Source organism: Cupriavidus sp. 8B (assembly GCF_054589115.1).
Map to the genome: position 1 here is coordinate 129,798 of NZ_BAAILO010000555.1, position 24,730 is coordinate 154,527.

20 protein-coding genes are annotated in these 24,730 nt (G+C 58.7%); 8 read left to right on the forward strand and 12 right to left on the reverse strand.

Annotation, left to right across the window (positions count from 1 at the left end):
- Positions 1–60: 60 nt before the first annotated feature.
- Both ACYP5B_RS48505 and ACYP5B_RS48510 read right to left on the reverse strand, forming a co-directional pair.
- Positions 61–1,203 carry an MFS transporter gene (locus tag ACYP5B_RS48505; protein ID WP_459574569.1) on the reverse strand — a complete coding sequence of 381 codons (1,143 nt, stop codon included), beginning with the start codon at positions 1,201–1,203 and terminating at the stop codon, positions 61–63.
- A 401-nt stretch (positions 1,204–1,604) separates the two neighbouring features.
- Entirely contained in the window at positions 1,605–2,963 is a 1,359-nt protein-coding gene (locus ACYP5B_RS48510; RefSeq protein ID WP_459574570.1) for an MFS transporter, read from the reverse strand.
- 747 nt (positions 2,964–3,710) lie between these two features.
- On the opposite strand from ACYP5B_RS48510, the gene ACYP5B_RS48515 reads away from it, so the two are divergent.
- Positions 3,711–4,517 (forward strand): zinc ribbon domain-containing protein, encoded by an 807-nt coding sequence (locus tag ACYP5B_RS48515; RefSeq protein WP_459574572.1) that lies wholly within the window; start codon positions 3,711–3,713, stop codon positions 4,515–4,517.
- On the opposite strand, the gene ACYP5B_RS48520 is transcribed toward ACYP5B_RS48515, so the two are convergent.
- A complete protein-coding gene (locus tag ACYP5B_RS48520; protein WP_459574573.1) occupies positions 4,453–5,088 on the reverse strand; it encodes a LysE/ArgO family amino acid transporter in 636 nt (211 codons plus the stop codon). The genes ACYP5B_RS48515 and ACYP5B_RS48520 overlap by 65 nt on opposite strands.
- A 73-nt stretch (positions 5,089–5,161) precedes the next feature.
- On the opposite strand from ACYP5B_RS48520, the gene ACYP5B_RS48525 reads away from it, so the two are divergent.
- Together ACYP5B_RS48525 and ACYP5B_RS48530 are read left to right on the forward strand one after the other, a co-directional pair.
- Positions 5,162–6,058, forward strand: a complete 897-nt coding sequence (locus ACYP5B_RS48525) for a LysR family transcriptional regulator ArgP (RefSeq protein ID WP_459574575.1) — start codon at positions 5,162–5,164, stop codon at positions 6,056–6,058.
- A 484-nt stretch (positions 6,059–6,542) separates the two neighbouring features.
- Complete coding sequence (locus ACYP5B_RS48530; protein ID WP_459574577.1) at positions 6,543–9,956, forward strand: adenylate/guanylate cyclase domain-containing protein; 3,414 nt, start codon at positions 6,543–6,545, stop codon at positions 9,954–9,956.
- 311 nt (positions 9,957–10,267) lie between these two features.
- Here the strand turns inward: ACYP5B_RS48530 and fdhA are convergent, their stop codons facing one another.
- From fdhA to ACYP5B_RS48560, 6 genes are all read right to left on the reverse strand, one after another.
- Positions 10,268–11,470, reverse strand: a complete 1,203-nt coding sequence (gene fdhA, locus ACYP5B_RS48535; protein ID WP_459574579.1) for a formaldehyde dehydrogenase, glutathione-independent — start codon at positions 11,468–11,470, stop codon at positions 10,268–10,270.
- Between the two features lie 18 nt (positions 11,471–11,488).
- Positions 11,489–12,445 (reverse strand): PDR/VanB family oxidoreductase, encoded by a 957-nt coding sequence (locus ACYP5B_RS48540; protein WP_459574581.1) that lies wholly within the window; start codon positions 12,443–12,445, stop codon positions 11,489–11,491.
- Positions 12,446–12,491: 46 nt separating this feature from the next.
- Positions 12,492–13,328: an IclR family transcriptional regulator gene (locus tag ACYP5B_RS48545; RefSeq protein WP_459574583.1), complete on the reverse strand. Its 837-nt coding sequence runs from the start codon at positions 13,326–13,328 to the stop codon at positions 12,492–12,494.
- 208 nt (positions 13,329–13,536) lie between these two features.
- Entirely contained in the window at positions 13,537–14,589 is a 1,053-nt protein-coding gene (locus ACYP5B_RS48550; protein WP_459574585.1) for a porin, read from the reverse strand.
- 157 nt (positions 14,590–14,746) lie between these two features.
- On the reverse strand, positions 14,747–15,784 hold the full coding sequence (locus ACYP5B_RS48555; protein WP_459574587.1) for a glycine betaine ABC transporter substrate-binding protein: 1,038 nt from the start codon (positions 15,782–15,784) through the stop codon (positions 14,747–14,749).
- A 526-nt stretch (positions 15,785–16,310) separates the two neighbouring features.
- On the reverse strand, positions 16,311–16,823 hold the full coding sequence (locus ACYP5B_RS48560) for an Lrp/AsnC family transcriptional regulator (RefSeq protein ID WP_459574588.1): 513 nt from the start codon (positions 16,821–16,823) through the stop codon (positions 16,311–16,313).
- 112 nt (positions 16,824–16,935) lie between these two features.
- Here ACYP5B_RS48560 and kynB point away from each other — a divergent pair, with 112 nt between their 5' ends.
- From kynB to ACYP5B_RS48585, 5 genes are all read left to right on the forward strand, one after another.
- Complete coding sequence (kynB, locus tag ACYP5B_RS48565; RefSeq protein ID WP_459574590.1) at positions 16,936–17,607, forward strand: arylformamidase; 672 nt, start codon at positions 16,936–16,938, stop codon at positions 17,605–17,607.
- Positions 17,608–17,632: 25 nt separating this feature from the next.
- Positions 17,633–18,490, forward strand: a complete 858-nt coding sequence (gene kynA, locus ACYP5B_RS48570) for a tryptophan 2,3-dioxygenase (RefSeq protein WP_459574592.1) — start codon at positions 17,633–17,635, stop codon at positions 18,488–18,490.
- A gap of 33 nt (positions 18,491–18,523) precedes the next feature.
- Complete coding sequence (locus ACYP5B_RS48575; RefSeq protein ID WP_459574594.1) at positions 18,524–19,729, forward strand: amino acid aminotransferase; 1,206 nt, start codon at positions 18,524–18,526, stop codon at positions 19,727–19,729.
- 56 nt (positions 19,730–19,785) lie between these two features.
- The gene (locus tag ACYP5B_RS48580) at positions 19,786–20,166 is read left to right on the forward strand and encodes a RidA family protein (RefSeq protein WP_459574596.1); all 381 of its coding nucleotides are present in this window, start codon (positions 19,786–19,788) and stop codon (positions 20,164–20,166) included.
- A gap of 357 nt (positions 20,167–20,523) precedes the next feature.
- Positions 20,524–21,468 carry a LysR substrate-binding domain-containing protein gene (locus ACYP5B_RS48585; protein ID WP_459574598.1) on the forward strand — a complete coding sequence of 315 codons (945 nt, stop codon included), beginning with the start codon at positions 20,524–20,526 and terminating at the stop codon, positions 21,466–21,468.
- Between the two features lie 38 nt (positions 21,469–21,506).
- Here the strand turns inward: ACYP5B_RS48585 and ACYP5B_RS48590 are convergent, their stop codons facing one another.
- Genes ACYP5B_RS48590 through ACYP5B_RS48600 form a run of 3 tightly spaced genes read right to left on the reverse strand, consistent with a single transcriptional unit; the run spans position 21,507 to position 24,582 of the window.
- Positions 21,507–22,844 (reverse strand): MFS transporter, encoded by a 1,338-nt coding sequence (locus ACYP5B_RS48590; protein ID WP_459574600.1) that lies wholly within the window; start codon positions 22,842–22,844, stop codon positions 21,507–21,509.
- Positions 22,845–22,873: 29 nt separating this feature from the next.
- A complete protein-coding gene (locus tag ACYP5B_RS48595) occupies positions 22,874–24,208 on the reverse strand; it encodes an NAD(P)/FAD-dependent oxidoreductase (protein WP_459574602.1) in 1,335 nt (444 codons plus the stop codon).
- A gap of 35 nt (positions 24,209–24,243) precedes the next feature.
- Entirely contained in the window at positions 24,244–24,582 is a 339-nt protein-coding gene (locus ACYP5B_RS48600) for a hypothetical protein (RefSeq protein ID WP_459375138.1), read from the reverse strand.
- Positions 24,583–24,730 lie beyond the last annotated feature (148 nt).

The following is a 24,730-nucleotide window of genomic DNA, read 5'->3' on the forward strand; positions in this document are numbered from 1 at the left end:
CCGGGACCGATAGCACGGCCCCCAACCGATGAAGTTCGGCAAGGTACCGACGAAGGCCCGCTACCTGTCAAGTGTAGGCAGGCAAGCACTCCTGCGCCCGACCGCTCTGCCAAAGGAAAAAGCTACGATCGGTAGCACCAAGGCGGCAGAGTAGAACCAGATTGTCTGTCCCAAGGAGTCAACCACGACAGCCGCAAGACTCATACCAATCGCCTGTCCAAAGAAAAGCGTCGCAGCAAAAAGTCCGACCGCAGTGCCTCGCGCTTCCCGCGACATCTGCGTTGCCTCGGTCTGCAGAGTGTTGTGAAGCGTATAGAATCCAAGTCCACCAAGAAAGCAGCCAAGTACGCTCCACTCCCAGCGCGATCCGCCAGCCACAATGGCAAAGCCTGAGCTCAGAAAGAGACCACCCAGGCCTGCTAGGCCTGCTCGCGAGAGATGCCGAGTCAGCATGCCCGATAAGACTACATAGACCAATCCGCCGACACCGTACATCGCCATAACCGTACCGGCTGCACCCAGACTCAACCCGAACTGCATGTGCAAGTAGGCGGGGACAAGCGCGAAGCCCGAGAGCGTGAATAAACCCTCCAGCACCGTCACCAAGAGAATAAGTCGCGCCCATCGCTGCCGGAAGACCCCCCAGACCTGTCCGCCAATGGAGCGTCGAAGTGGCGAGTCTGGCGCCGCACCCAACGCCTTCGTCCGGACACGAAGGGCGACAAGGCCAAAGCCCGCCGCTAGCACGATGAACACGACGCGCCAGTGCAGTGCATCCGCAACAAGTCCCGACATCCATTGACCGCCAATCAGGCCTCCAATTGTGGCGAGGAGAAGACGGGCCAGAGCCTGTTGCCTGCGCTCGATGGGCACCGTATCGCCGATTCTCGCCATGCTCATCGGAACAATGCCTGCGGCCGCCGCGCCGGAAAGACCCCGTGCAATAGCAAGCGCGGTCATTGTTGGGGCGAGCGCCGTTAGCATATTCGCCACCGAACTCGCAGCCAGCGCAACAACGATGACACGCAGCTTGCCAAAGCGGTCGCCTAGCGGGCCATATACGAGTTGCAGAATGCCGTAGGCCAGGACAAATGCCGATATGGACCACCCTGCCTCGCCGATTGGCACCCCGAAATCGACCGACAGTGCCGGAAGCAGGACATCGCAGGCGCGCATCGATGCCATGCTTAGGGCAGCCGCCAATGCCAGCGTTCCTCTCACGGACATCTGAACTTGTGCCTGACGCACAGGCTGCCAGTAACTCCACTGCCCTTTTTGATCAACTTATCGTGAAGCACAATGGCATAGGAATTGGTTCGCATGGACAAGGCATTGAGGTACCGCTCCGAACTTAATATCTCCACCAGTTGTGTTCTTGTTTCAACCACCAGTCGCTGCTCAGATCCGTCTGTCAATGAAACACATCTTGAATTCACAACGGCTCGCATTTTTTGTGGCGCGCGTGTGTCCGCGCAGAGTTCCAAGCTCATCTTGCCGCTTCACATTCGGACACCCGAAGTCAGGCAAGGCTGCTCCGAGGCAAATTTCATTGTTTTCAGCTGCTAAGGACGGTATGCAATCCGGAGTGGCGGCTGAAGGCTGGGCTATTCGGCAGATGCAATCTCCGGAAGCCCATGTTGCTTCCTCGCCGGAATGTGATTACTGATTACGCAAATGCATATCAGTGCGAACAACATTGCCAGAGCCAAGAGCGTGAAGTAGGCGGCCGCCCCACCTAGGGAAATGACCGCTGCGCCGGCAAAAGCGCTGACAATCGCTCCCAATCTGCCAAAGGCCGTAGCCGCACCGACACCGCGGGCCCGTATCTCCGTTGGATACAGATGAGCTCCGAGTGCATACATCGGACCCTGAACGGCGTTGACAAAGAATCCATGAATTCCGATACCGACAATAAAGGCGCTCACACCGATGCGGGTATAGCACGCCTGTAGTAACAGTGCGGTTAGCATCGCCCCCAGCGCAGCAATTGCCAAGGTGACGCGCGACCCAAATCTGGAGACGAGGCCCGCGCAGAGTAGTGCTCCGACCAGACCTCCGACGTTGTAAGCCGTAAGCCCGTGACTCGCAATAACTAACTCCATGCCTTCAAAGGCCAGCATTGCCGGGAGCCAGCTAAACGCACTGTAAAGCGCCAGCAGACACATAAAGAACGCGCCAGAGAGTGCTGCCGTATCACGTATCCAGCGTGCCGTGAACAGGTTCGCCAAGCCCATATTTGCATCCGCGCCCATCTTGGTCGAGTCAACAATATGGGCGCCTTCTTGAATAGCTCCTCGCATGCGGGTAAGAAGGCGCCGGAGATCTTCCTGCCGGTGCGCGCGCCGTGCTAGGTATCGGGGCGATTCAGGCAGGGAAAGTGCTAACAGTAGGGTGAGGGCAAGTGGCAGCAGCCCACCAAGGAAGAACAGGCTGCGCCAGCCGGAATATGGCAGCACGATGGCGGACAGAATTCCGGCGACAATCCCGCCAACCGGATAACAGACCACGGTCGCTGTCACCGCTAGGGTACGCATTCTCGCTGGCGTGAACTCCACCGCGATGATAGACGCCGTGGGCAACGCGCCCCCGATTCCCAGCCCTGCCATGAATCTCAGCACGCCCAGTTCTAGCAGGCTGTTTGAGAAGCCCATGGCAAGCGTGGCTGTGCCGAAAAAGCTTATGCTGGCGATGAGTGCAACCCTGCGACCCACCCGGTCAGCCACGGCGCCGACCGATACACTGCCAATTGCCATTCCGAGGAGGCCCGCCGCAACGACGGGGGCGAACGCTTCACGTGTCATGCCCCATTCACGCAGTATCGCCGGAACCGCGAAGCCAATAAGCTGGCCATCGAAGCCATCCATCACAACTGCCAGACTGGCGAGCAGGACGGCTAGCTTCTGTATGCTGCTGAACGGCCCATCGTCGAGGATCCGACCAATATCGATCGTCTTGCCACTCATCCTTGGGCCCTCCTATTCTTCACGCTCCGCCTCATTACGTATCTGCAGAATGCTTGCATGTGTCTCCTGAATCTCGTTCGCAATATAGGTCTTATCTGAATCTGGGTAGGCATCTTTCCGCCATGGAAATGTCCAGGTTGGCCAGTGCGTGCAAAAGTTGAATAGAATTACTAGATACGATACGGATCGGTTCATATCATACTATCCCGTTCGTCCTGGACTGACAAGCCTCCATGGCCGGGAATGCGATGTAGTTGTCGGTTGATTCGTGTAGCCGCGTAGGACGAATGTCTGCAGAGCCCCCATCAGAACTTGGCAGGGGCTACTTTGGACCTCGTGGCAAAGCGGGGTAGCCGCCTGCAGGGCAGTCGCAATCACTTCGATTGAACTGACACGTAGGAGGCAGAGCCTGCTTGCGTGCCAGGCGTGTCCATTTTCAAAGCTAGCGCTGGAAGCGATCTAAACGCGAATATGGTCTTTCGATCTGGTCATGTCGGTGCTCCTGCGGTTGAGAACGACACGTTGATGTTGCCAGTCATGGCTACGCCAGCCGCGCCCGGGCCGGCGGCCACCCGGCCGAACGGGCAAATTGAGGCCCCTGGGGACAGGGTGCTTCTGGCACGCCTGGCGCAGTACGGCGGCCACGCTGCCTACCACCACGCCGGCCGTGTGATCTCTTCTCGCTCGACCATTTAGCCTGACCGCTGAATTCTGAAGCCTAGGAGTCCCCTTCCGGACCGGAGAACCATGCTGCAGTACAAATGTGATGACGTTGCGGCTCAGTGTTTGCAGCTCAACATCTCGCAGTCGGAGGCCTTTAGGCCGGAGAACTGCAAGCCACTGGCGCGCAACCCTTCGCCGGCAGCAGCCGGCTACGGCTGTGAGACTTGCGTTGCACCAGTCGGCGCCGCAGCAGGCGTGTGGTTCGAGGAAGTCGAGGAAGCACTTTCCACCCAGACCTGCTCGTGCTGCGGTTCGCCCACGGCGCCGAAAGGTGTCGCAGGTCTTGGAGTAAGAGGATGGACATGCGGCGCCTGCGGAACGGTCCACGAGCGCGACGTCAACGCCGCCAAGAACATCCGCGCCCGCGGACGTGCCCCTGTCCTTCTCGCGCTCAGCGCAGCTGCCGTGGGCAGAGGGCAGGGAGGACGTCAACCACATCAATCCACATTTCTAAACCCTACTCCGGACGAGATTACCTATCATGTCCTTGCCCATTGTCAAAGTCGCCGCAGTCCGCGCCGCCCCCGTATTCCTGGACCGCGAGGCAACGCTGCGGAAGGCGTTGCCCCTGATTGGCGAAGCCACCGCGAGGGCGCCCAGTCGATCGCGTTTCCCGAGTCGTTCAATCCCGGCTTTCCCGTCTGGGCCGCTCTGTGGTCGCCCATCTACAACCATGACTGGTTGCGTAGCGCTCTCAAGCGAGCCACGATGGATGGCTTTGTCGGAAATCAATGCAAAGAAGCGCGCGACGGAAGTGCACGAGAGCTCAGAGTCGTTCGAGGGCGTGACGCACCAGCAGAGCGGACAGGACGAACATGGTCGTACCGATGAGACCATCCAGCACCTGCCAGGCCCTCGGCCGGGCGAACCACGGCGCCAGCCAGCGCGCGCCAAATCCGAGAAGCCCAAACCACAACAGGCTGGCAGAGCTTGCTCCCGCCACGAACCAGCCCCGTAGCGCTGCTGGTTGCTGGGCACCGATGCTGCCAACCAGCAGCACAGTATCCAAGTAGACATGGGGGTTCAGCAGCGTGAAAGCCGCCGCCTGCGCCAATGCGGCACCCCGGCTGAGACCCTTCCCACCGTCAGATGCTTTCAACTGGTGAGCATGCCGCGCACGGCGCAGTGCCTGCCATCCATATACCGCCAGGAAGACGGCACCGGCCAGTGCCAGGACACGCGCGAGGCCGGGGCGCTCCCCCAATGCTTGGGCCATGCCCATGACACCCGCCGCAATCAGCAATGCGTCCGCCATGGCGCACAACAGCACCACGCTGCCCACATGCTCACGACGCAGACCCTGGCGCAGTACGAATGCGTTCTGTGCGCCGATAGCCACGATGAGGCCCAGGCTCAGGGCCAGGCCCTGGACGGAAACGGATAAGGCAAGCGAGGTGTTCATACATCTAGCTTGCCTGCACCAGCGAATGAAGACAAACTACCTTTTCTTCATTCTGTTTAGCCAAACTTAACCTATGCTGGATTACTCCGCTCTGTCCGCATTGGCTGCCGTGGTTCGGGAGGGCAGCTTTGAGCGTGCCGCCCGCGCTCTTCATGTGACGCCTTCGGCGATTTCGCAGCGCGTTCGGCTGCTGGAGGAGCGCGTAGGCTGCGCGCTGGTGGTGCGCGATCAGCCCTGCCGGGCCACGCAGACGGGCCGCCGGCTTTGCCAACACATTGACCGTGTGCGGCTGCTCGAGCAAGAGTTGCAAGGGGCATTACCGGCGCTTGCCCCGGAGGGCATTGCACGGGTAGCGCTGCCCATTGCGGTGAATGCCGACAGCCTGGCCACCTGGGTCGCGCCGGCCATCGCCGCCTTCGCTGCTGAAAGTCCCGTGCTGATGGAGGTGGCGGTGGACGACCAGGACCACACCACGGAGTGGTTGCGCAGCGGCGCAGTCCTGGCCGCCGTAACGGCCACAGCCCGTCCTGCCGCAGGCTGCAACAGCCGCCCGTTGGGCTCCATGCGCTACCTGGCGGCCGCCAGTTCAGCTTTTATCCAACGCCATTTCGGCGATGGGGTCGGCGCTGGCAGTCTGGCGCAGGCGCCCAGCCTAGTGTTCAACACCAAAGATGAGTTGCAGGCGCGGTGGGTGCGGCGTTTGTGCCATCGGCACGTGGAGCTTCCCCGGCACACGTTGCCTTCGTCCCACGCCTTTGTGACCGCAGCATTGGCTGGCATGGGCTGGGCATTGCATCCGGAGGCACTGATCGCCCCTCATCTTGAGGACGGTTCACTCGTCGAGTTGGTGCCGAACACCCCGCTTGATGTACCGCTTCACTGGCAACACGTACGTGCGGCGTCAGGATTGCTCGAAGGTTTGAATCGCGAAGTTCTCGCCGCCGCCCGCGCCGCGCTGTTACCGCCCTGAGTTGCGTCGGGTCAGACGCGCGTTGTCTGAATGGGATATATGCCCGCTTTTGGCTGAACTCGTCCGAATTGCAGGCGCGGGCTGTCTTGGAGCGCAGTCAAGCGGACTAGCCTGCGCCACTCGACGACGAAATTGCACTCATCCGAGCTGAACAGGGCTGAGCGCAGTCGTGGCGGGAAACCGTGGACGGCTTCATAAGGAAGAGCCTGAACCGCCTGCCAGAATTGAGCAACGTGAAGAATTGTGCACCTCTGCAGACACTCCCAATGGACACAGAGCATCATTTTGGTCCATCACGTCGGTAGGTGCCCCGACTCTTGGCCTGCGCTCACGCATTTCCACGCGCCGGTGCTTTTGCTGCCGAGAGCACGCCAGCCCAGAGCTTCCGTGGCGCTCGCGCGCGCTTAGGCCGGTTCGCTAGCCCTTCCCCGCGCTGATAAGATCTAGTAGTTAAGTCTTCCAGATCCTGGAAGGGATAAGCCCCATGCGCTGCGCAAGCTGCGGGTTCGAGAATCCGGCAAGCGTCAAATTCTGTGAGGAATGTGGCGCAAAGCTTGTTCGCGTCTGCCCGGCCTGTGGGCAAAAGGCCAGTGCCAGAGCCAAATTCTGCAGCGAATGCGGCGCGCCAATGAGCGCGACGTCCCCTATCACGGCACCTGCGCCGAGCGCCCCCATCGACTACACACCCCCATACTTGGCCGAGCGCATTCGAGCGGCACAGACGGGCATGGAAGCTCGTGGCGCGGCGGATGGCGAGCGCAAGACGGTAACCGCCCTGTTCGCCGACATGGCCGGCTCGACCGCGCTGATCCACGACCTCGATCCGGAAGACGCACGGCGACTGATTGACCCTGTGCTAGCGCTGATGATGAACGCCGTGCATCACTATGAAGGCTATGTAGCCAAGTCGATGGGCGATGGCATCCTGGCGCTGTTTGGCGCGCCAATCGCGAACGAAGACCATCCGCAGCGCGCTCTGCTTGCGGCGCTACGCATGCAGGAAGCGATGCGTCGGTACGCCGACGAGGTGCGTCTCACCCAAGGGATCGCGCTGCAGATCCGCGTCGGCATCAATTCCGGTGAAGTGGTAGTGCGCACAATTCGCATCAAGGATTTGCACACCGACTACGATCCTGTTGGCAAATCGATCCATATTGCTTCGCGGATGGAGAGCATCGCGTTGCCCGGCTCAATTGTTGCGAGCGAACACACCCACAACCTGACCGAAGGCTATTTCGAGTTCAAGGCGCTTGGCGCGACTCCGATCAAGGGGCTCCCCGAGCCGCTCGCTGTCTTCGAAGTCCTCGGTCTCGGTCCACTGCGCACTCGGCTCCAGGTCTCGGCCAGCCGCGGGCTGGCGCGCTTTGTCGGCCGTACGCGTGAACTCGAGCGGTTGCGCGAAGCGCGGGCGGGGGCGCAGGCCGGCCATGGTCAGATCGTCAGCGTGGTCGGTGAGCCGGGAGTCGGCAAGTCGCGGCTATGCCACGAGTTTAAGCTTCTTGCGCCTCGCGCTTGCCTCGTGCTGGAAACCTTCTCGGTTTCTCACGGCAAAGCTTATCCGTATCTACCATTAATCGAGTTGCTGCGGAACTACTGCCAGATCACGGCGCAGGACGATGAGCGCCGGCGGCGTGAAAAGCTCACCGGCAAGGTCCTGACCCTTGACCGCGCGCTGGAAGACAACCTGCCCTATCTGCTTTACCTGCTGGGAGCCGCCGAGCCGGGCTCGGCGCTGGCTCAGATGGATGCCCAGATCCGCCAGCAGCATACATTCGAGGCTGTCAAGCGGCTGCTGGTGCGTGAGAGCCAAGCCCAGCCGCTGGAGCTGATCGTTGAGGATTTGCAGTGGCTCGACAGCGAAACCGAGGCTTTCCTAGACTTTCTCGGCGAAAGCCTGGCTGGCGCTCGCATCCTGCTGCTAGTGAATTGCCGCCCCGAGTATCGGCACCATTGGAGCTCCAAGAGCTATTACACCGAGTTGCGGCTATATCCTCTGCGCGAAGCCGAAGCTCAAGAACTACTGCGAGCCCTGCTGGGCGACGCAGCCGGGCTCGCCCCCCTCGAGCACCTAATCTTGGAGCAGACCCAGGGCAATCCGTTTTTCATCGAGGAGGTGGTGCAGACGCTGGTCGAGGAACAGGTTCTACGTGGTGAGCGTGGCCATTACCGTCTAGAACGTATCCCCGGAAAACTGCACATCCCGCCCACCGTGCAGGGGGTGCTCGCAGCCCGCATCGACCGCCTGCGGCCAGCCGAGAAGGCACTCCTGCAGACCCTGGCCGTGATCGGCAAGGTGTTTCCCTGGAGCCTGCTCGCGCGAGTCGTCGGGCAGCCCGAAGACACGACGAAGAGACTGCTGACGCGGCTGCAAGAGGGGGAATTCATTTACGAGCAGCCAGCATTCCCAGAGGTGGAATACAGCTTTAAGCATGCATTAACACAGGAAGTAACCTATGGCTTGCTGCTGAGTGAGCAGCGTCAGGCACTGCATGAGCGCATCGCTCAGGCGATTGAGGCTCTCTTTGGCGCCCAGATAGAGGAGCACTGCAGCGAGCTGGCGCATCATTTCAGCCGCAGCGGCAACGCGCCGAAGGCGGTGGAATACTTGCACTGCGCCGGGCGCCAAGCAGTGCAACGTTCCGCCGATGCCGAAGCTGTCACCCACCTCACCATGGCACTGGCCTTGCTCGCAACGCTGCCTGATACTCCTGAGCGCGCACGGCACGAACTCGTCATTCAAATCACCCTCGGCCCGGCCTGGATGGCTACCAAGGGATTCGCTGCCCCGGAAGTGGAGGCGACTTACACGCGCGCTCTGGCGCTGTGTCACCAACTCGGGGAGACGATCCAGCTCTTCCCCGCCCTACTGGGGCTGCGCACGTTTTACATAGTCCGCGCGGAACTCCAGACCGCGCGCGAGTTGGCGGAGCAACTGCTGGCGCTAGCCGAAAAGGCGCGGGACCCCGCATTGCTCGTACAAGCGCGGCGGGCGTTAGCGGCCAGCTTATTCTGTCTCGGCGAGCTGAACCCCGCCCGCGCACAGTTAGAGGAAGCCATTGCGCTCTACAACCCCGGGAAACATCGGTCACACGGCTTTTTTTATGGACTCGAACCCGGTGTACAGGGGCTGGCCCTCGTAGCCATGGACTTGTGGCTTCTCGGCTATCCGGACCAAGCTCTCGCACGCAGCCATGAGGCGCTCGCCTTGGCCCTGACCCCATCCCATCCTCCTGACTCGGCTGATGCCCTTATCTTCGCCGCTGAGGTCCGTCTGTTCCGCCGCGAAGTGCAGCCTGTACACGATCTGGCGCAGGCACTCCTCACCCTCGCAACCGATTACGGCTTACCGTTCGGCTCGGCTTGTGGGACCATCCTCTCAGGCTGGGCACTGGCTCACCTGGGCCGTGCAGCGGAAGGCGTTGACATGATACAGCGGGGATTGAGCGCCTACCGCGCCACCGGAGCCGAGCTTTGGCGGACCCATTTCTTAGCCCTGTTGGCCGAAGCGTGCACAAGAGCAGGACAAGCCAAGCTAGGCCTTGCGGCGCTGGCCGAAGCATTGGCGCTGGCGGACCCGACCGAGGAACGTGTGTACGAAGCGGAACTGTACCGGCTCAAGGGGGAATTAACGCTTCTGGTGCCAAGCTACGGAGGCCAAGGGAACAACGGCCGGCCCGACGCCGAAGTCTGCTTCCTTCAGGCTATCGCGATTGCCCGCCGCCAAGGCGCCCGATCTCTGGAGTTGCGTGCGGTGGTCGCTTTGAGCCGGCTGTGGCAGCAGCTGGGCAAATCCCCTGACGCCCGCCAGATGCTGGCTGAGTGCTATGGCTGGTTCACCGAAGGCTTTGACACGGTGGACCTGCGGGCAGCTAGGGCTCTGCTCGTCGAGTTCGATTGAAAACAGCGGCGCGCTGCGTTTACTGCACTGCCGTAATGACAGTAGCACTGACGAAGTGGGAATGGTTAACCCTCCACAGCCTCAACATCCAGCCCACCTCGACGGATGGAGCAATGAATGGCGCCTCTCGCCAGACCTAGTTCACGAATGCAGACCCATGATCCAACGCATCCGACCCAGTTTGACCGTATGCTGCCTACGTAGTCGGATAATGCGTAGACAGAGCGAAAGCTCGGTTCCGGCATAGACCCTTACTTTACTAAAATAAAAACCATGCCCTACAAGCGAGGGCATGGTCACTTCTCTCGGCGTCACGCAGCAGCTTTCAACATTCCGTGAGGATCGATAACGAACTTCTTGGCCACACCTGCATCGAATTGTGTGTAGCCTTGTGGTGCGTCCTCCAATGAGATCACCTGCACATTGACGACATTGGCGATATCAATCCGGTCCCAGAGAATCGCCTGCATGAGGTTTTTGTTGTATTTCATAACCGGCGTCTGCCCAGTAAAAAAGCTGTGCGATTTTGCCCAGCCCTGCCCCAGACGCAGAGACAGGCTGCCGCGCTGGGCAGCAACGTCAACTGCACCTGGGTCGTCAGTCACGTACAGCCCCGGGATACCGATCTGTCCGGCCACACGCGTGACTTCCATCAGTGAATTGAGAACGGCAGCTGGCGCCTCCCGCTGGGAGCCGCTATGTCCGTGGCCACGAGCCTCAAACCCAACGCAGTCGATAGCGCAATCCACCTCCGGTTCGCCTACGATCGCTGCAATCTGCTCCGAAAGGGAGACATCAAGCGACAGGTCAACCGTCTCGAAGCCGACCTTACGAGCATGTTCGAGTCTAGCCTTGTTGACGTCCCCAATGATTGTGACCGCCGCGCCCAGCAATCGCGCCGACGCAGCCGCTGCCAGTCCGACGGGACCAGCACCGGCGACATAGACCGTCGTCCCTGGCTTCACTCCCGCGGTGACTGCGCCATGATAGCCGGTTGGAAGAATATCCGAGAGGCAGGTCAGGTCACGGATCTTCTCCATTGCCTGGTCATGGTCCGGAAACTTCAGCAAGTTGAAATCCGCGTACGGCACCATGACGTACTCGGCCTGCCCGCCGATCCAGCCGCCCATGTCGACATATCCATAGGCACCACCGGGACGTGCAAGGTTGACGGTCAAGCAAACCCCCGTGTTCATTGACTTGCACATCGGGCATCGACCGCACGCAACATTGAACGGAACCGACACCAAATCTCCCTTCTTGAGGGTAACAACATCGGAGCCAACCTCGATCACCTCCCCCGTAATCTCGTGACCGAGGACAAGTCCAGCGGGAGCAGTCGTTCTACCACGAACCATATGCTGGTCAGAACCGCAGATATTCGTGGAGACTACACGAAGGATCGCCCCATGATTGGCCTTCCTTCCATTAGGTTCAACCAAATCTGGGAAGGGAATACTCTGAACTTCGACGATTCCCGGTCCCACATAGACCACCCCACGGTTATTCGACATAAGTTTCTCCTAGTGTGACTAAAGATCCAAGACCAGGTGTCGCCCCTTGCACCCGGAAACGCAAACCATCATTATCCTGTTGGAGTCGCGTTCGCTCTGGCTCAAAACGCTGTCGCGATGGTCGGGACAGCCTTCGAGTACCGCCGTCTCGCACGATCCGCATACGCCCTCCCGACACGAGTACTCAACCTGCACTTCGGCTTCTAATAGTGCATCCAGTAACGATTTTCCCGAGGGCACAAGTACGCTTTTTCCAGAACGCCCCAGCGCGACGCTGTACTCACCTTCCTGCACTGCCTCAGTGGCGGGATCGGCGGCAAAGCGCTCTACATGTACGTTGGGATAACCATGCGCCTTGCATGCATCCTCGAATGCGCTCAGCATCGGCCCCGGACCGCAGCAGTAGAAATGCGTGTCGACGTGCCTGCCGGCCAACATGGTCTTGATATCTGGGGGAACCCCTTCTTCTTCATCGAAGTGGAAGCGTACGGCGTCACCGTAACCGGCCAACTGCTCCACAAATGCAGCCTCGGCGCGGGATCGCGCACAGTACAACAGCGTGAACGTGCGACCACGCTCGGCCAGGCGTCGCGCCATGCAAAGGATGGGGGTCACTCCGATACCACCCGCCACTAGTACCGACTGCATGGCGTCCTCATCCAGAGCAAAGTGGTTGCGCGGCGGCGCTACCTGCAGCATTTGCCCAACAAGCAATTCCTCATGAACGAAGCGGGAGCCACCGCGGCTGTTGCGGTCCAGCAGTACCCCTACCGTGTAGCGATCGCGGTCTTCTGGCGCGCCACACAGGGAATAGCTGCGGGTCAAGCCATTGGCCAGATGCAAGTCGATATGTGCGCCGGGACTGAACTCGGGCAATGTCTCTCCACCGGCACCCTGCAGTTCCAGGCTAACGACGCCACGTGCCTCGTAGCGGATCGCCTGCACCCTCATCATCAATAAGCTGCCTTGCTTCATCTTTGTATTTCCCTTCTTGCAACCCTATTCCTCGGGCGCGTGTCTTCTATACGGCCCCACCGTTTGCGCCCACATGCCTGGAATCGAAGTCCCGTTCGTCAACTAAGCAAGATAAGTCTGCAGCTGCTTCTCGCATCTTGGCAGTCAGGCGCTCCATCTCTTCGCCGTTCGGACACGTCGGCTTGACAATGACGCCCAAGGCCGCAACTATTGTTCCCAGCGCATCCCGGACCGGAACGGCGACCGCCGCAACGTCTACTTCGAACCCGTTTTCATGCATCACATAGCCGCGCTGATAGTCCCGTCGCACTTCTTCAAAAAGATCCATGACAGTTTGCGACGCTTGACCGGCCCGCGCCCGCAGTTCCGTCTCGGGGTAGAGTGAACGCAATTGGGATAGCGACAATTCTCCAAGCAGAACGCGACCTGGCATAGTGGCGTATGCGGGCAAACTGGTGCCAACGGCAACGTTGCCGAAAAGCCAGCTATTGGGATCGGCTTTCGCCACATACACTATCCACGGCCCATCGCGTACCGCCAGGTGGCAAGGGTATCCAACCTCGTCGCTTAGTCGTTTCAGCAAAGGACTGCCCAGCTCGGTAAGGTCCATCGATGCAAGTTGACCGAAGCCAAGCCGAAGCACCCCCACGCCAGCTCGGTACCCACGGCCCGCACCGGCACGTTCGACGAAGCCTGTGGCTTCCAGCGTGGCGAGCAAACGGAACACCGCAATGCGCGACAGACTCAGCCGTCGCGAGATTTCTGGTGCCGTCATTGGCGCACGATGCCTGACCAATTCCATGAGAAGACGAAGGCCACGTTCCAGGCTAGGGGCCGGCCCTTCGCCCTTTGCATATCTGGCAGTACTAATGTCAACAATCATATTTTTCGACTTGACGTCTTCGTCACAGATTCCTACGATCGTTACCTGCACTGGCTGTTGACGTAGTATCGTTGTACCTCAACAGCGTCTCGTTATATTTCAGCCAATTCTCGCTGTAGATTGAGGCAACGAACTTTCGATCTGCAAATTGGATACGGCAAGGCGAAATCGCGAGCAACGGACTCCGCCTTACCATTCCACATAGCCTTTAGAAGCGATGTCTCATCCCGACCCGCACCGCGGTCTGGCTGGATCCGGACGACGGCCCACCAATTGCCGCCACCACCTGCGAGCCGAAGCCACGATCGCGCCCATACGCACCCACCAGATACACATCCGTCCGCTTGGAAAGCTGGTAGTCAAGACTCAGCGTAAGCTGTTGAGCGTCGCCGACATCATTATTCCGGCTTTGGTACTGGTAGCCGAGACCAATCGATAGCGGCTGTGTCACCGTATATACAGCACCAAGCTCATAGGTCGTGGCTCTGGGCCGCACAGCGCTTGAGATGCGAACGTCGGAGACTAGTCCAAATAGTCGTACGGACTTGAAGCTATACGCCGCACCACCGATGATGATGCGCTTTGTGTCACTGTCTACAGCATTCTTCTGCGTGTAGTAAGAGACCGACGCACCAAATGGACCATTGTTGTAGTTCGCAATAACGCTGGTGGTGGCGCTCTTCCCGAGTGAGCCGGCTACTTCGCCAAAGCCGTACATCGCGCCGAAATCGAATCCGCCGAAATTCGGAGAGACATACTTGACCGAGTTATCGACCCAATCGCCCCAAACCCGGTTGTCCAGCGAATATCCTCCGGCGCTATACGAAGGCAGACTCCAGGCAAGCAGGCCCGCCGGTGTATTGGAAGCGACCGCATAAGCCGGGAAGTACCAGCCAATGAAATCATATTGCCGGCCCATGGTCAGGGTCCCCCATCCTCCCTGAGCTCCCACATAAGATCCGTAGCCGAAAAGACGTCCACCAGCGCTGAGCACGCCGGTGTCCAACTGGAATCCACTCTCCAACTGGAAAATGATCTTGTTGCCCCCACCGATGTCTTCGGTGCCTCGCATCCCCCAGCGACTACCTTGCGCTACACCTGTCATGAGCTCTACTGACGAACCCTGCACTCCGTTCTTAACGACATCATTGGTGTACGTCAGACCGGCATCGAGCAACCCGTAGAGCGTCACGGACGATTGTGCGAATGCGGTTCCTGTCAATAGCGACAGCCCTACAAGAAAAATTTTCTTACGTCCCACAGCTCCTCCCCTACCATCGAATATTATGAATCAGCAAGTTGCGACTAGATTGCAATTTGCTTTTCTATGCCTTTATCACCGGCTATGGTTGATCTCGCCCTGGCTACTGCTTTAGACCAGAATGTTTGCCATGTCTGGCAGAATTCCGTCAGAAAATTCAGCGTGACCCGTACAGCGCCTTACGCGCATCCGGCGAAAGCCATTGTTCAATCGTCTTCTTGTTCTCAGTGATGTAGGTTCGTGCCGCCGTGCGTGCAGGGACTTTCTTATCTGCCATCTCTGCGATGACACGATTAATATCTTCCATGGGAACGCTGACATTGCGCATGAAAGCTACAATCGTCGGAGCGCCATTTGCAAAATCCTTGGACACTGCAGTCGTCAGGTTCGTAGCTGGGGAAGCCGACCCACAGGGGTTCGTGGCGGGATTTTCATGGATAGTCTTCCAGCATTCGGCGTTGAACTCCGGCTCCTGGAGCTGGATCGACCGATACTTGCCAAGGATGTTCGAAGGCCCCCAGTATGTGAAAAGGATCGGCTTTCCTCGCTGAAACGCCGACGCAATGGCCGCATCGAAAGCGGCACCCGTTCCGGGTCGGAAGTTGTTGTAGGCAGCTGCCAACTTGTAGGCTTTCAGGCGTTGCGTGTTATCCTTTTCGCAGGCCCAGCCCGTCGGGCAATTGTAGAATCGTCCCTTCGTGGGATCCTCGTCATCACGGAATACTTCTGCGTAGGCTGCGAGGTCTGAGACTGACTTGAGGTTGGGGGCGATCGGTTTGATTCCTCGTGCCGCATCGCCGCGAACAACATATTCAGGCACGAACCAGCCTTCCCGACCACCTCCCTTGACGAGTGAACCGACAAGTTGAATGCTGCCACGTTCGGCCGCGCGCTCGAACGATTCTGTGCGACCCTGCCAATATTCAACAAATACCTGGAGATCATTGTTCAACAATGCCGCCTGGGTGATTGGGCTAGACCCGACCACCGCTTCAGTTTTGCAGCCATAGCCTTTTTCGATGATCTCACGCATCAGCTCCGAAAAGAACTTTCCGCTATCCCAGCCAATCTCTGCAAACTTGATGGGACGACTGGCGTCACACCATGCCGTGTCGCTCGCCATTGCGGCGTGCGCAAAAAGAAGCGACGCGGCAGCAACCACGGCTCGTGCCGTTTTTTTAGCTTTGCCTTTCATTATTTCCTCCAGTTAATCTGACGTACCCTGCTGGGGTGGGGCGATTTAATTAGGCTGATACGCGCTTACTTATTCGTCGCGCGTGGCATTTGCAGAACAGCGACTTCGCCGTGCAAGATCGAAGTCTGCAGCACGGGCCAACAGTCACGTTGGTAAGTCATATGTTTATGTGGGCACGTACATTTGACTCAATCAATCCTATGTCGCAGCGCAACATAGGCGCGCGAAAGGACAGTTCGGAGGGTACGGCCGCTAATCAGGCGGCACGCTGTGCGGAGGAATGCACCAAATCGGAACGTCGAGGTGGCGCTAGAGGCTGGTGGATAAGTCCAAACCGGACTATCGCGTGAACCCCGTGGCTGGGTCAGATGTTCGTCCGTCGGTCAGGCAGATCGCCTTTCGAACGCGGCGCCAGGGTGCATCGCGACTATCCTGAGATCGCACGTAAAGGTGCATATCTTGGCCTGGGCGCGCGCACGCTCGAAAGTCGCGCGAACAATGGCGCGTCAGGATGCTGCCTGCCTGATCAGCTTCTGGGCTTCGCGTTGCGGAGCACCACCTCGAGTGGCGAGCCGTCTCCCTTGAACTCTTCCAGCACGATGTTCGATTTCACTTCCAGCACTCCAGAGGTCTTATAAAGACGGCCAATCACGAAATCAGCGTATTCCCTGAGCGAGCGCGCACGCACCAGCAGGATGTAGTTGCTTGACCCCGTGATCACGTACGCATAGGCGACTTCCGGCCAATCAGCCACCATCATCTTGAAAGCTTCGTGCCAGCCCTCGCCGTCCGGGCGCATGGTGACCTGCACGATCGCCTGCACCTCTAAACCAAGGTTAGTCGGATCCAACTGTACCTTGTACGCCTTGATGATCCCGCTATGTTCAAGGAGCTTCACTCGGCGCAGGCAAGCAGACTGCGAAAGCCCTACCTGTTTTGCCAGGTCCAGGTTTGTGATCCTCCCGTCCAATTCCAGTGTGCGAAGAATTGCGATGTCGATTGAGTCCAGATCGAGTTGCATAAAGTTATAAAAATTCATTGTTTCATCGAAACTTCTTGCGCCACGATGCGGCGACGTCGCAGAAAAACGAAGCACATTTCGCAACTAGCCGCGTAATATTCTCCGCAGATCGTATCGGAACGGAGGCCTCATGCAAAGTCATCGTTATGCCGCGGCAGGCATCTGGGACATCTCACCATTGATACATGCGGAAACGCCGGTGTGGCCGGGTGACACAACCTTCAGTCATGAGCACATCTGGCGCATGGAAGCAGGCAGCCCTGTCAATGTTGGCCGCATTACGCTATCCCCGCATACAGGCGCACATGCCGACGCGCCGGTCCACTATGAACGTGAAGGGCTCGGGATCGCGGCAGTGGACTTGACCAGATATATCGGGCCGTGCCGCCTTGTCCGGGTATCGGATCACGGTGGCTTTATTGAGCCAGAGTGCCTTCCGAGATCATTCTGGGAGGGGCCATTGCCTTCCCGCGTCTTGTTTCGTACTTACGAGACGTCTCCCGTCGCCTGGGATCCGCACTTTGTCGCCGTGGCTCCCGCAACCGTCAACCGACTGGCTGCGTTGGGGGTCCAACTATTGGGCATTGATACACCATCACTCGATCCCCAAGAGTCAAAAACGATGGATGCGCATCGGCGCATTGCGGCGCACGATATGGCCATCCTGGAAGGCCTAGTGCTGGACGACATCCTCGACGGCGATTACGAACTGATCGCTTTACCGCTGAAACTGGCTGCGCTCGACGCCAGCCCTGTGCGCGCCATCCTACGGCAAGCGCCACCCCCCCCACAACATTCTTAATTGGAGTATGACGATGAGCTGCCCAATGTCCGCCGGTCGCACCGCGACCAAAACCGCCGGGGCTGATCAATGGCACGGTGCACAGATGAATTTCGCCAAGGACATGAGCTACGGCGACTATCTCAGCCTGGCGCCAATTCTGTCAGCACAGCATCCACTGTCCCCCGACCACAATGAGATGCTGTTCATCATTCAGCATCAGACTTCCGAGCTCTGGATGAAGCTGATGCTTCACGAGCTCCACGCGGCCCGAACTGAGGTCCGCACCGATAAACTGGCGCCGGCGTTCAAGAAACTCGCTCGCGTATCCCGCATCATGGATCAGCTGGTGCAGGCTTGGAGCGTATTGGCCACCATGACACCGTCCGAGTACTCGGCGATGCGGCCGTACCTGGGAATGTCCTCGGGGTTCCAGTCGTTCCAGTACCGCGAGATCGAGTTTCTGCTTGGCAATAAAAACGCAGCGATGCTACATCCACATGCACATCGCGAGGACCTGCTCGGGCCTTTGGAGGCAGTTCTCAATAGCCCGTCGATCTATGATGAAGCGTTGAAACTCATGGCACGAAAAGGGCTGTCCGTTGATCCGGCGTGCCTGGAACGGGATTGGACACAGCCACTGTCTTATCAGCCATCGGTTGAAGCTGCCTGGGCCGTCGTCTATCGCGATCCCGAAGGGTACTGGGATCTGTACCAGCTCGGAGAGAAGCTCGTCGATATTGAGGACTCTTTCCGCCAATGGCGCTTCCGCCACGCTACCACTGTTGAGCGCGTCATCGGCTTCAAGCGCGGCACCGGTGGCACGGAAGGAGTTTCCTACCTTCGCAAGATGCTCGATGTCGAGCTCTTCCCTGAACTGTGGCGTGTCCGCACTGCGTTGTAAAAAACACCCCACCTGACAAATTCATAGCCCACCATGTTTCATAACGTCGAGGCCTACCCAGGCGACCCCATCCTTTCATTGCTCGAAGGATTCCTTGCTGACCCCCGCGAACAGAAGACCAACCTGAGCATCGGTCTCTACTACGACGAACATGGGCGTATTCCCATTCTTGAAAGCGTCCAGGAAGCCAAAGCGCAGCTCCAAGCCAACCCTACGCCGCATACCTATCTGCCGATGGAGGGGGTTGCTGCTTACCGGGAGGCAGTTCAACACTTGGTTTTTGGCCCCGACGCTCCTCAGGTCACCAGCGGTCAGATCGCAACGATCCAAACCATTGGTGGGTCGGGGGCAATTCATGTCGCCGCGCACTTCATCAAGCAATACCTGCCGGGCAGCGCCGTGTGGATCTCTAACCCCACGTGGGACAATCATCGCACCCTGCTGGAGTCCGCTGGACTGACCGTCCACACGTATCCCTATCTAAATGCGGCGGGAAATGGGGTCGACTTCGACGCAATGCTGAGTACGCTGCAGACGCTCCCCCCGCACAGCGTAGTGCTCTTGCAGCCCTCGTGTCACAACCCTACTGGGTGTGACTTGACTCCTGAGCAATTCGATGAAGTGATTGCGATTGTTGAGACACGCAAGCTGGTTCCGTTCATGGACATGGCATATCAGGGCTTCGGCAGAGGGCTCGACGAAGATGCCGCGCCAATCCGAAAGATTCTTAAGAAAGGCCTGCCACTGTTTGTGAGCAACTCCTTCTCGAAGAACTTCTCCCTGTATGGCGAGCGCGTGGGAGGTCTTTCCATCGTTTGCGACAGCAAGCAAGTTGGCGACAATGTTTTGGGCCAGCTCAAGGCCATCGTCCGCAAGATCTACTCGAGCCCCCCGGCATTCGGCGGCCAACTTGCGGCCACGGTTTTGTCGTCATCCGGACTCAAGGCCAAATGGGAAGATGAGGTCGCGTCCATGCGAGCACGAATGGTCTTGATGCGACTTGCCCTGCGCAGCGCGCTTGAGACCCAGGCTGACTACCCGGCCGAGTTCCTGACCCGTCAAACGGGTATGTTTAGCTATACCGGGCTAAGCGCCGGCGAAGTCGACTATATGCGTGAAGCGCACGGTATCTATCTGGTTCGTTCGGGTCGCATCTGCATCGCTGGGCTGAACTCCCGCAACGTTGACGCGGTCGCGAGCGGCCTCGCGGATGTCATCGCGCGCCGACGCCGCGGATAACCCACATCGCTCAGCCGGCCAAGTGTCGGCTGGAAGAAGATTTCAAGGATACTTTGATGGTTGAAGTCATCGATACCGGTCTGAAGCCAATGGCTCAGCCATTCTCGTGGGCCACCCGCGCGAATGGCATCATATTCACGGCCCACGGACCGGTGGACGGTACAGGAAGCATCGCTGGCGAGGATATCGAGCAGCAAGCCCATCTGACGTTCAGCAACCTCAAGCAAGCCCTGGCAGCCACGGGCTCGACCTCTTCTGACGTTGCTCAAGTGCTGATCTACATGAAAGAAGCGACACATATGGGCTGCATTGACAATGTGTACCGCAAATTCTTCACGGCGCCGTACCCGAATCGCTCCAGCGTGGTCGTGAAGGATTTCGTGCATCCGGACATGCTGATCGAGATCGTGGCCTACGTGGCCACGAACGCTCCTTAACAGGGCAAGCGTTGCGCCGGCCCGCGGGGCGTGAGAAGAACAGTCTCGCGGCACCGGCGCCGCCCATTCGTTTCCTATTGCGGTGTTGATGCAAACACCGCCGGTATCGCGCTACAGGCGACTGCGGCAGTAGGCCGGCCCGATCTCCTGTCCACCGCGACAATTCAGCCGTCAATCCGCTCCCCGCAATGCCCAACCGCGGCATTTTCAGACCATAGATCCTGCCCGACTCAAAGGTGTAAGATCCAGGGCAATAGTCGCGGCCTTCCCGCCTGAGTCCAGTCAATACGCGCCAGATCATCGTGACACGCGTCGTCCGCGCTGATTTTACGTATCGCATACCAAGGCTTGTTGCCAATGAGCTCACTTCATCTACGCTTGCCCTCGCTGAACACAATCGCTGCGTTCGAAGCATCCGCGAGGCATTTGAGTTTCACCCGCGCTGCTGAAGAACTGCATCTTTCCCAAGCCGCGGTCAGTCGCCAGGTGCAGTCACTTGAGGCAAGGCTGGGCACACCGTTGTTTGTCCGCCGCCACAAGGAGATCATCCTGACACCCGCAGGCCTGGAATTCCAGGAAGCCATCGCCGAGGGACTACTGGCTTTGCGCAGTGCCATTGCCAGAATACGGAACCTGAGCGACAAGTCCGTTACCGTGTCCGCCAGCCTTGCCATGTCCAGCTTCTGGCTGATGCCCGCTATTCTGGATTTTCAAACCGCGTATCCGGACATCCCTATTCGCGTATTGGCCAGTGACAGTGTCATAGAACCGGGAGCCGCCTCAGGGGACCTCGCCATTCGCTACGGCAATGGGGCGTGGGAGGGTGTCAGCGCCATCAAACTGTTTGATGAGGTGATACTGCCGGTGTGTTCCCCGGCATTCATATCGGGCCGTTCCCCCCTGGATACTGCGGGCCTGGCTAATGAGCCACTCATCGAACTAGATAGTTCGATCACCACAAACTCCACTTGGAGAACCTGGTTCCGAAATCGGGGAATCGCTCAGGATTCCCTGAATATCGCGTTGCAGCTAACAAATCACGATCTCGTGCATCGCGCGGTTTGCGCCGGCAAGGGCATCGCGTTGGGATGGTCGTATGGTGTGTTGCGAGATCTTCGGGATGGTACGCTCATTAGACCTGTGCTTGACCAGGTGACCACCGGCAACGGGGAATTCCTAGTCCACACAAACGACTCCCCTTTGAGTGAATCCGCTGAACTCTTCAAAGCATGGATCCTCGACTACGCAGCCAGCGAGCGCTTGGAAATCGATACCTTTCTTGGCGGACAGCACGCAGTCTGATGTCCGACCCGCGGTCAAGCGCGTCGGACACGCCTTCTTTAAGGACGGCGCGCGGACATGACAGCTGTCGGGAACGATACAGCGCCAGCTTGTCCGGTTCGCATGTAGCGTGCAGCCACATGAAAGTGCCACGCCGCCCACAGGCCCGTCAGGGATACCGCCATCAGGACATAACGAAGCGACTCGGCTGGATTTGCGGTACGCGATGCGATGATATCCGAGAAAAAACCGACAACCTGCGGTGCTATGACGAGGTTTGCAACGTTCGTGGCAAACACAATAATACCGACGACCTGCCCTCGCATCGCCGCAGGCGTGAGATTCTGCGCCATGGAAGCGGAAGGACCAATGTACACATAGATCGTCGGTATGAAGACCCAGAGCATCACGTGAGTCAGCGTCAGTGAAGATGACGCGTAAGCAACGAACGAAGGCACTGTTGCTACTGCCGTAATCAGTGCCACAAGCCGGGCCTGAGAGAAGTCCGACCTTGCGAAAGGCCGGCTCAGCACATACGCAGTGCACAGCATAGCAATGATCCCTCCGATGCCATGAATAGCGCCTAGAGTTTCTCCTGCGCCCCCGACACTCAAATGGAAGCTCCGCGCAAGGAACGAAGGCGTCCACCAGACCAGTCCCCATCCCCAGAACGTAAGAACGGTTGTTCCCGCAATCACGTGCAGGAGTGCCTTGCAATGTCGAATGTGATGCAAGGTTTCCCGGAAGGTCGAACGAATTGCTTCGCTTCCTGACTTATCGAACACGCCACGTCTTGGCTCTTTAAAACCCAGCATCACGATGACTGCCAGCGGAAGTCCGATGGCCCCGAATGCGAGCAGCACTGCGCGCCACCCATGGTGTTCCGCAATCCATCCTCCACCGGCCGAACCCATCAATGCGCCTATCGCGGCTCCGACAGAGAACAGGCTCATTGCCGTCCCGCGTAAAGACGGACGGAACTTGTCCGCCAGCAACGAGACTGCCGGCGGCATACAGCCTGCTTCGCCCACGCCCACGCCGAGCCGGGAGATGAAAAATGTTAGCGCGGTACTACTCGCTCCACACAACATGGTGAAGCCAGACCAGACCGCCAACGCAATGCCGATCATCCGCTTACGGTTCACCCTGTCCGCCAGAATACCTAACGGCAAGCTTAGCGTGACATAAAACAATGCGACGGCGGTGCCCGTCATGAAACCCACCTCGCTATCGGTGAGCTTGAACTCATGCTTGATCGGTTCGATGAGGGTCGATACCACGTAGCGGTCTGCGATGTTGACGGCGTAAACCATCGTCAGAAGGAACAGTACCCACCACTTCGTGATGCCGCTACCTGCGTCCTTCCCTGTTCCTTGATAGTGTGTCTCGCTGCTCATAATTATGTTTTGTCTCACCCACGTATTTTCTACTTCTCGGACCGGCCCGCCCACTTCTGGGCGGCCAGATAGGTTCGCACTCCGACATCCAGGAACGGACGACGCGGCAGCATATCGGGCGATCCCAGCGCCATCATGTCGCTAATCAATGGGTGGCCGGTGTCGCATGCCAGTTCAGCTATAAGCGCGCCTGCGGCGGTTTGTTTCGCGATCCCTACACCATTGCAATTGACTGCAGCATAGACGTCTTTCGACAGTTGGCCCCAGCCTGGCGCGCCATTCTGACTTAACGACAGATAGCCGGCCCAGAAGTGCTCTAGCTTTACCTGATCCAGCATTGGGAAACGAGCCTTGAATAGCACTTCGTGGGAACGCTTCATACGCTCGCGCAACGAATCCGAACAACGCAACGTCGGCGCGAATTGAAATCCGTAGCGGAACAGGATGCGGAAATCCTGGGTGTACCGCAATGTGGCGCCGGCAATTCCGTGCGCAGGCGTGATGCCCCAATCGAGAGTGCCGCCGAGCTGCTTACGCTCCTCGAGCGTCAAAGGCCGGGAAAGGCTCGCAAACAGCACAAAGGGCAGAAGCTGCCTCTTGAAGCACCCGAAGCGGCTGATGAACGCATTGTTTGTCAGCACAGCCTTCCGCGCGGATATGCGCACACCACCCGGCAGGGTAGCCGCGACCGTAGGTTCGGCCTCCAGTTCCAGCACGGGGGAATTCTCGAACAGGTGCACGTTCGAAGGCAGCGTATCGGCAAGACCCCGCGACAAGGCGGCTGGATTCACAAGTCGCGTCCCGGGCGTATAGACCGCCGAATCGTAGTATCGGGTGCCGATCCGCTCATGGAGCGCCTCCCCGCGCACGATCTCATAGGGTTCCCCTAGTGAGTCCAGCTCAGCTGCAGTGGCACCAAGAAGCCGGCGTGAAATCTCAGGCGAAACCGCACAGTCATATCGACCGCTTCTGCTCCACTGGCAATCTATGGCGTGGGCACGGACCAGCTCATCGAGAGAATCGATCCCATAGCGACTCAGCCGAATGTGCCGAAAACCCTTCTCCGTATTGTCCGGATTGTGATCGTTGTTGTGCGGAAGATCGATGGCAAAGCCTGCGTTTCGCCCTTGCGCGCCTTCCCCTGCCTGCTGGGCCTCGAGTAGCGCAATGGATTGGGACGGGTTCAGCATCGCCAGTCGTCTGGCTGCAGACACGCCGGCGTAGCCTGCGCCGACCACAAGCCAGTCGAAGCTGGCTGATTTTTGCGCCGGCGCGCGAGGATTCCGCCTCGGAAGGATCGCCGACCAGCCATTCGTCTTGTCGTCCGCTGGAAGCAATTTGTCCGAGTGTAGTGGAGCGTTCATGCTGCAGCCTGGTTCATGAGGTTCGTATGCGTGCATCATGCGGCTGTCACGACAAAGAAGAACTCTGCGTCGCTACCGAAATAGGCCACGGTCGAGCCCCGGTTGATGGATAGAACTCCCCCAGCCTCGGCAACCACCTCGGCGCCGTTGCAAATGACACCGAATGCACCTTTAAGCACATAGATAACTTCATCGTAGTCCAGCGTCTTTGGCGGTGTACGGCCAATCCTCAGACGGCCAAATCCCGACGCAAGCGAGTTCCTCGCTGAGCGGGACACCCAGGCGATGCCGCCGCCACTGTCTTCGGCTCCATCACGCAGTTCCCAGACAACGTCCCCAGAGCGGGTCAGCGCAATCGTTTCTGATTCATTCATACAGATACACCGCGAATGGCTATTGGAGTCGGAATTCTAGGAAGCGCGACCTGCGGGCGAAAGCGGGAATCTCGCATGCATTGCATGCAGAAATGTCAGGCACTCCAATGCGGGGCCCAATTGGCACATCCAGGGTCTAGGGTTTCCC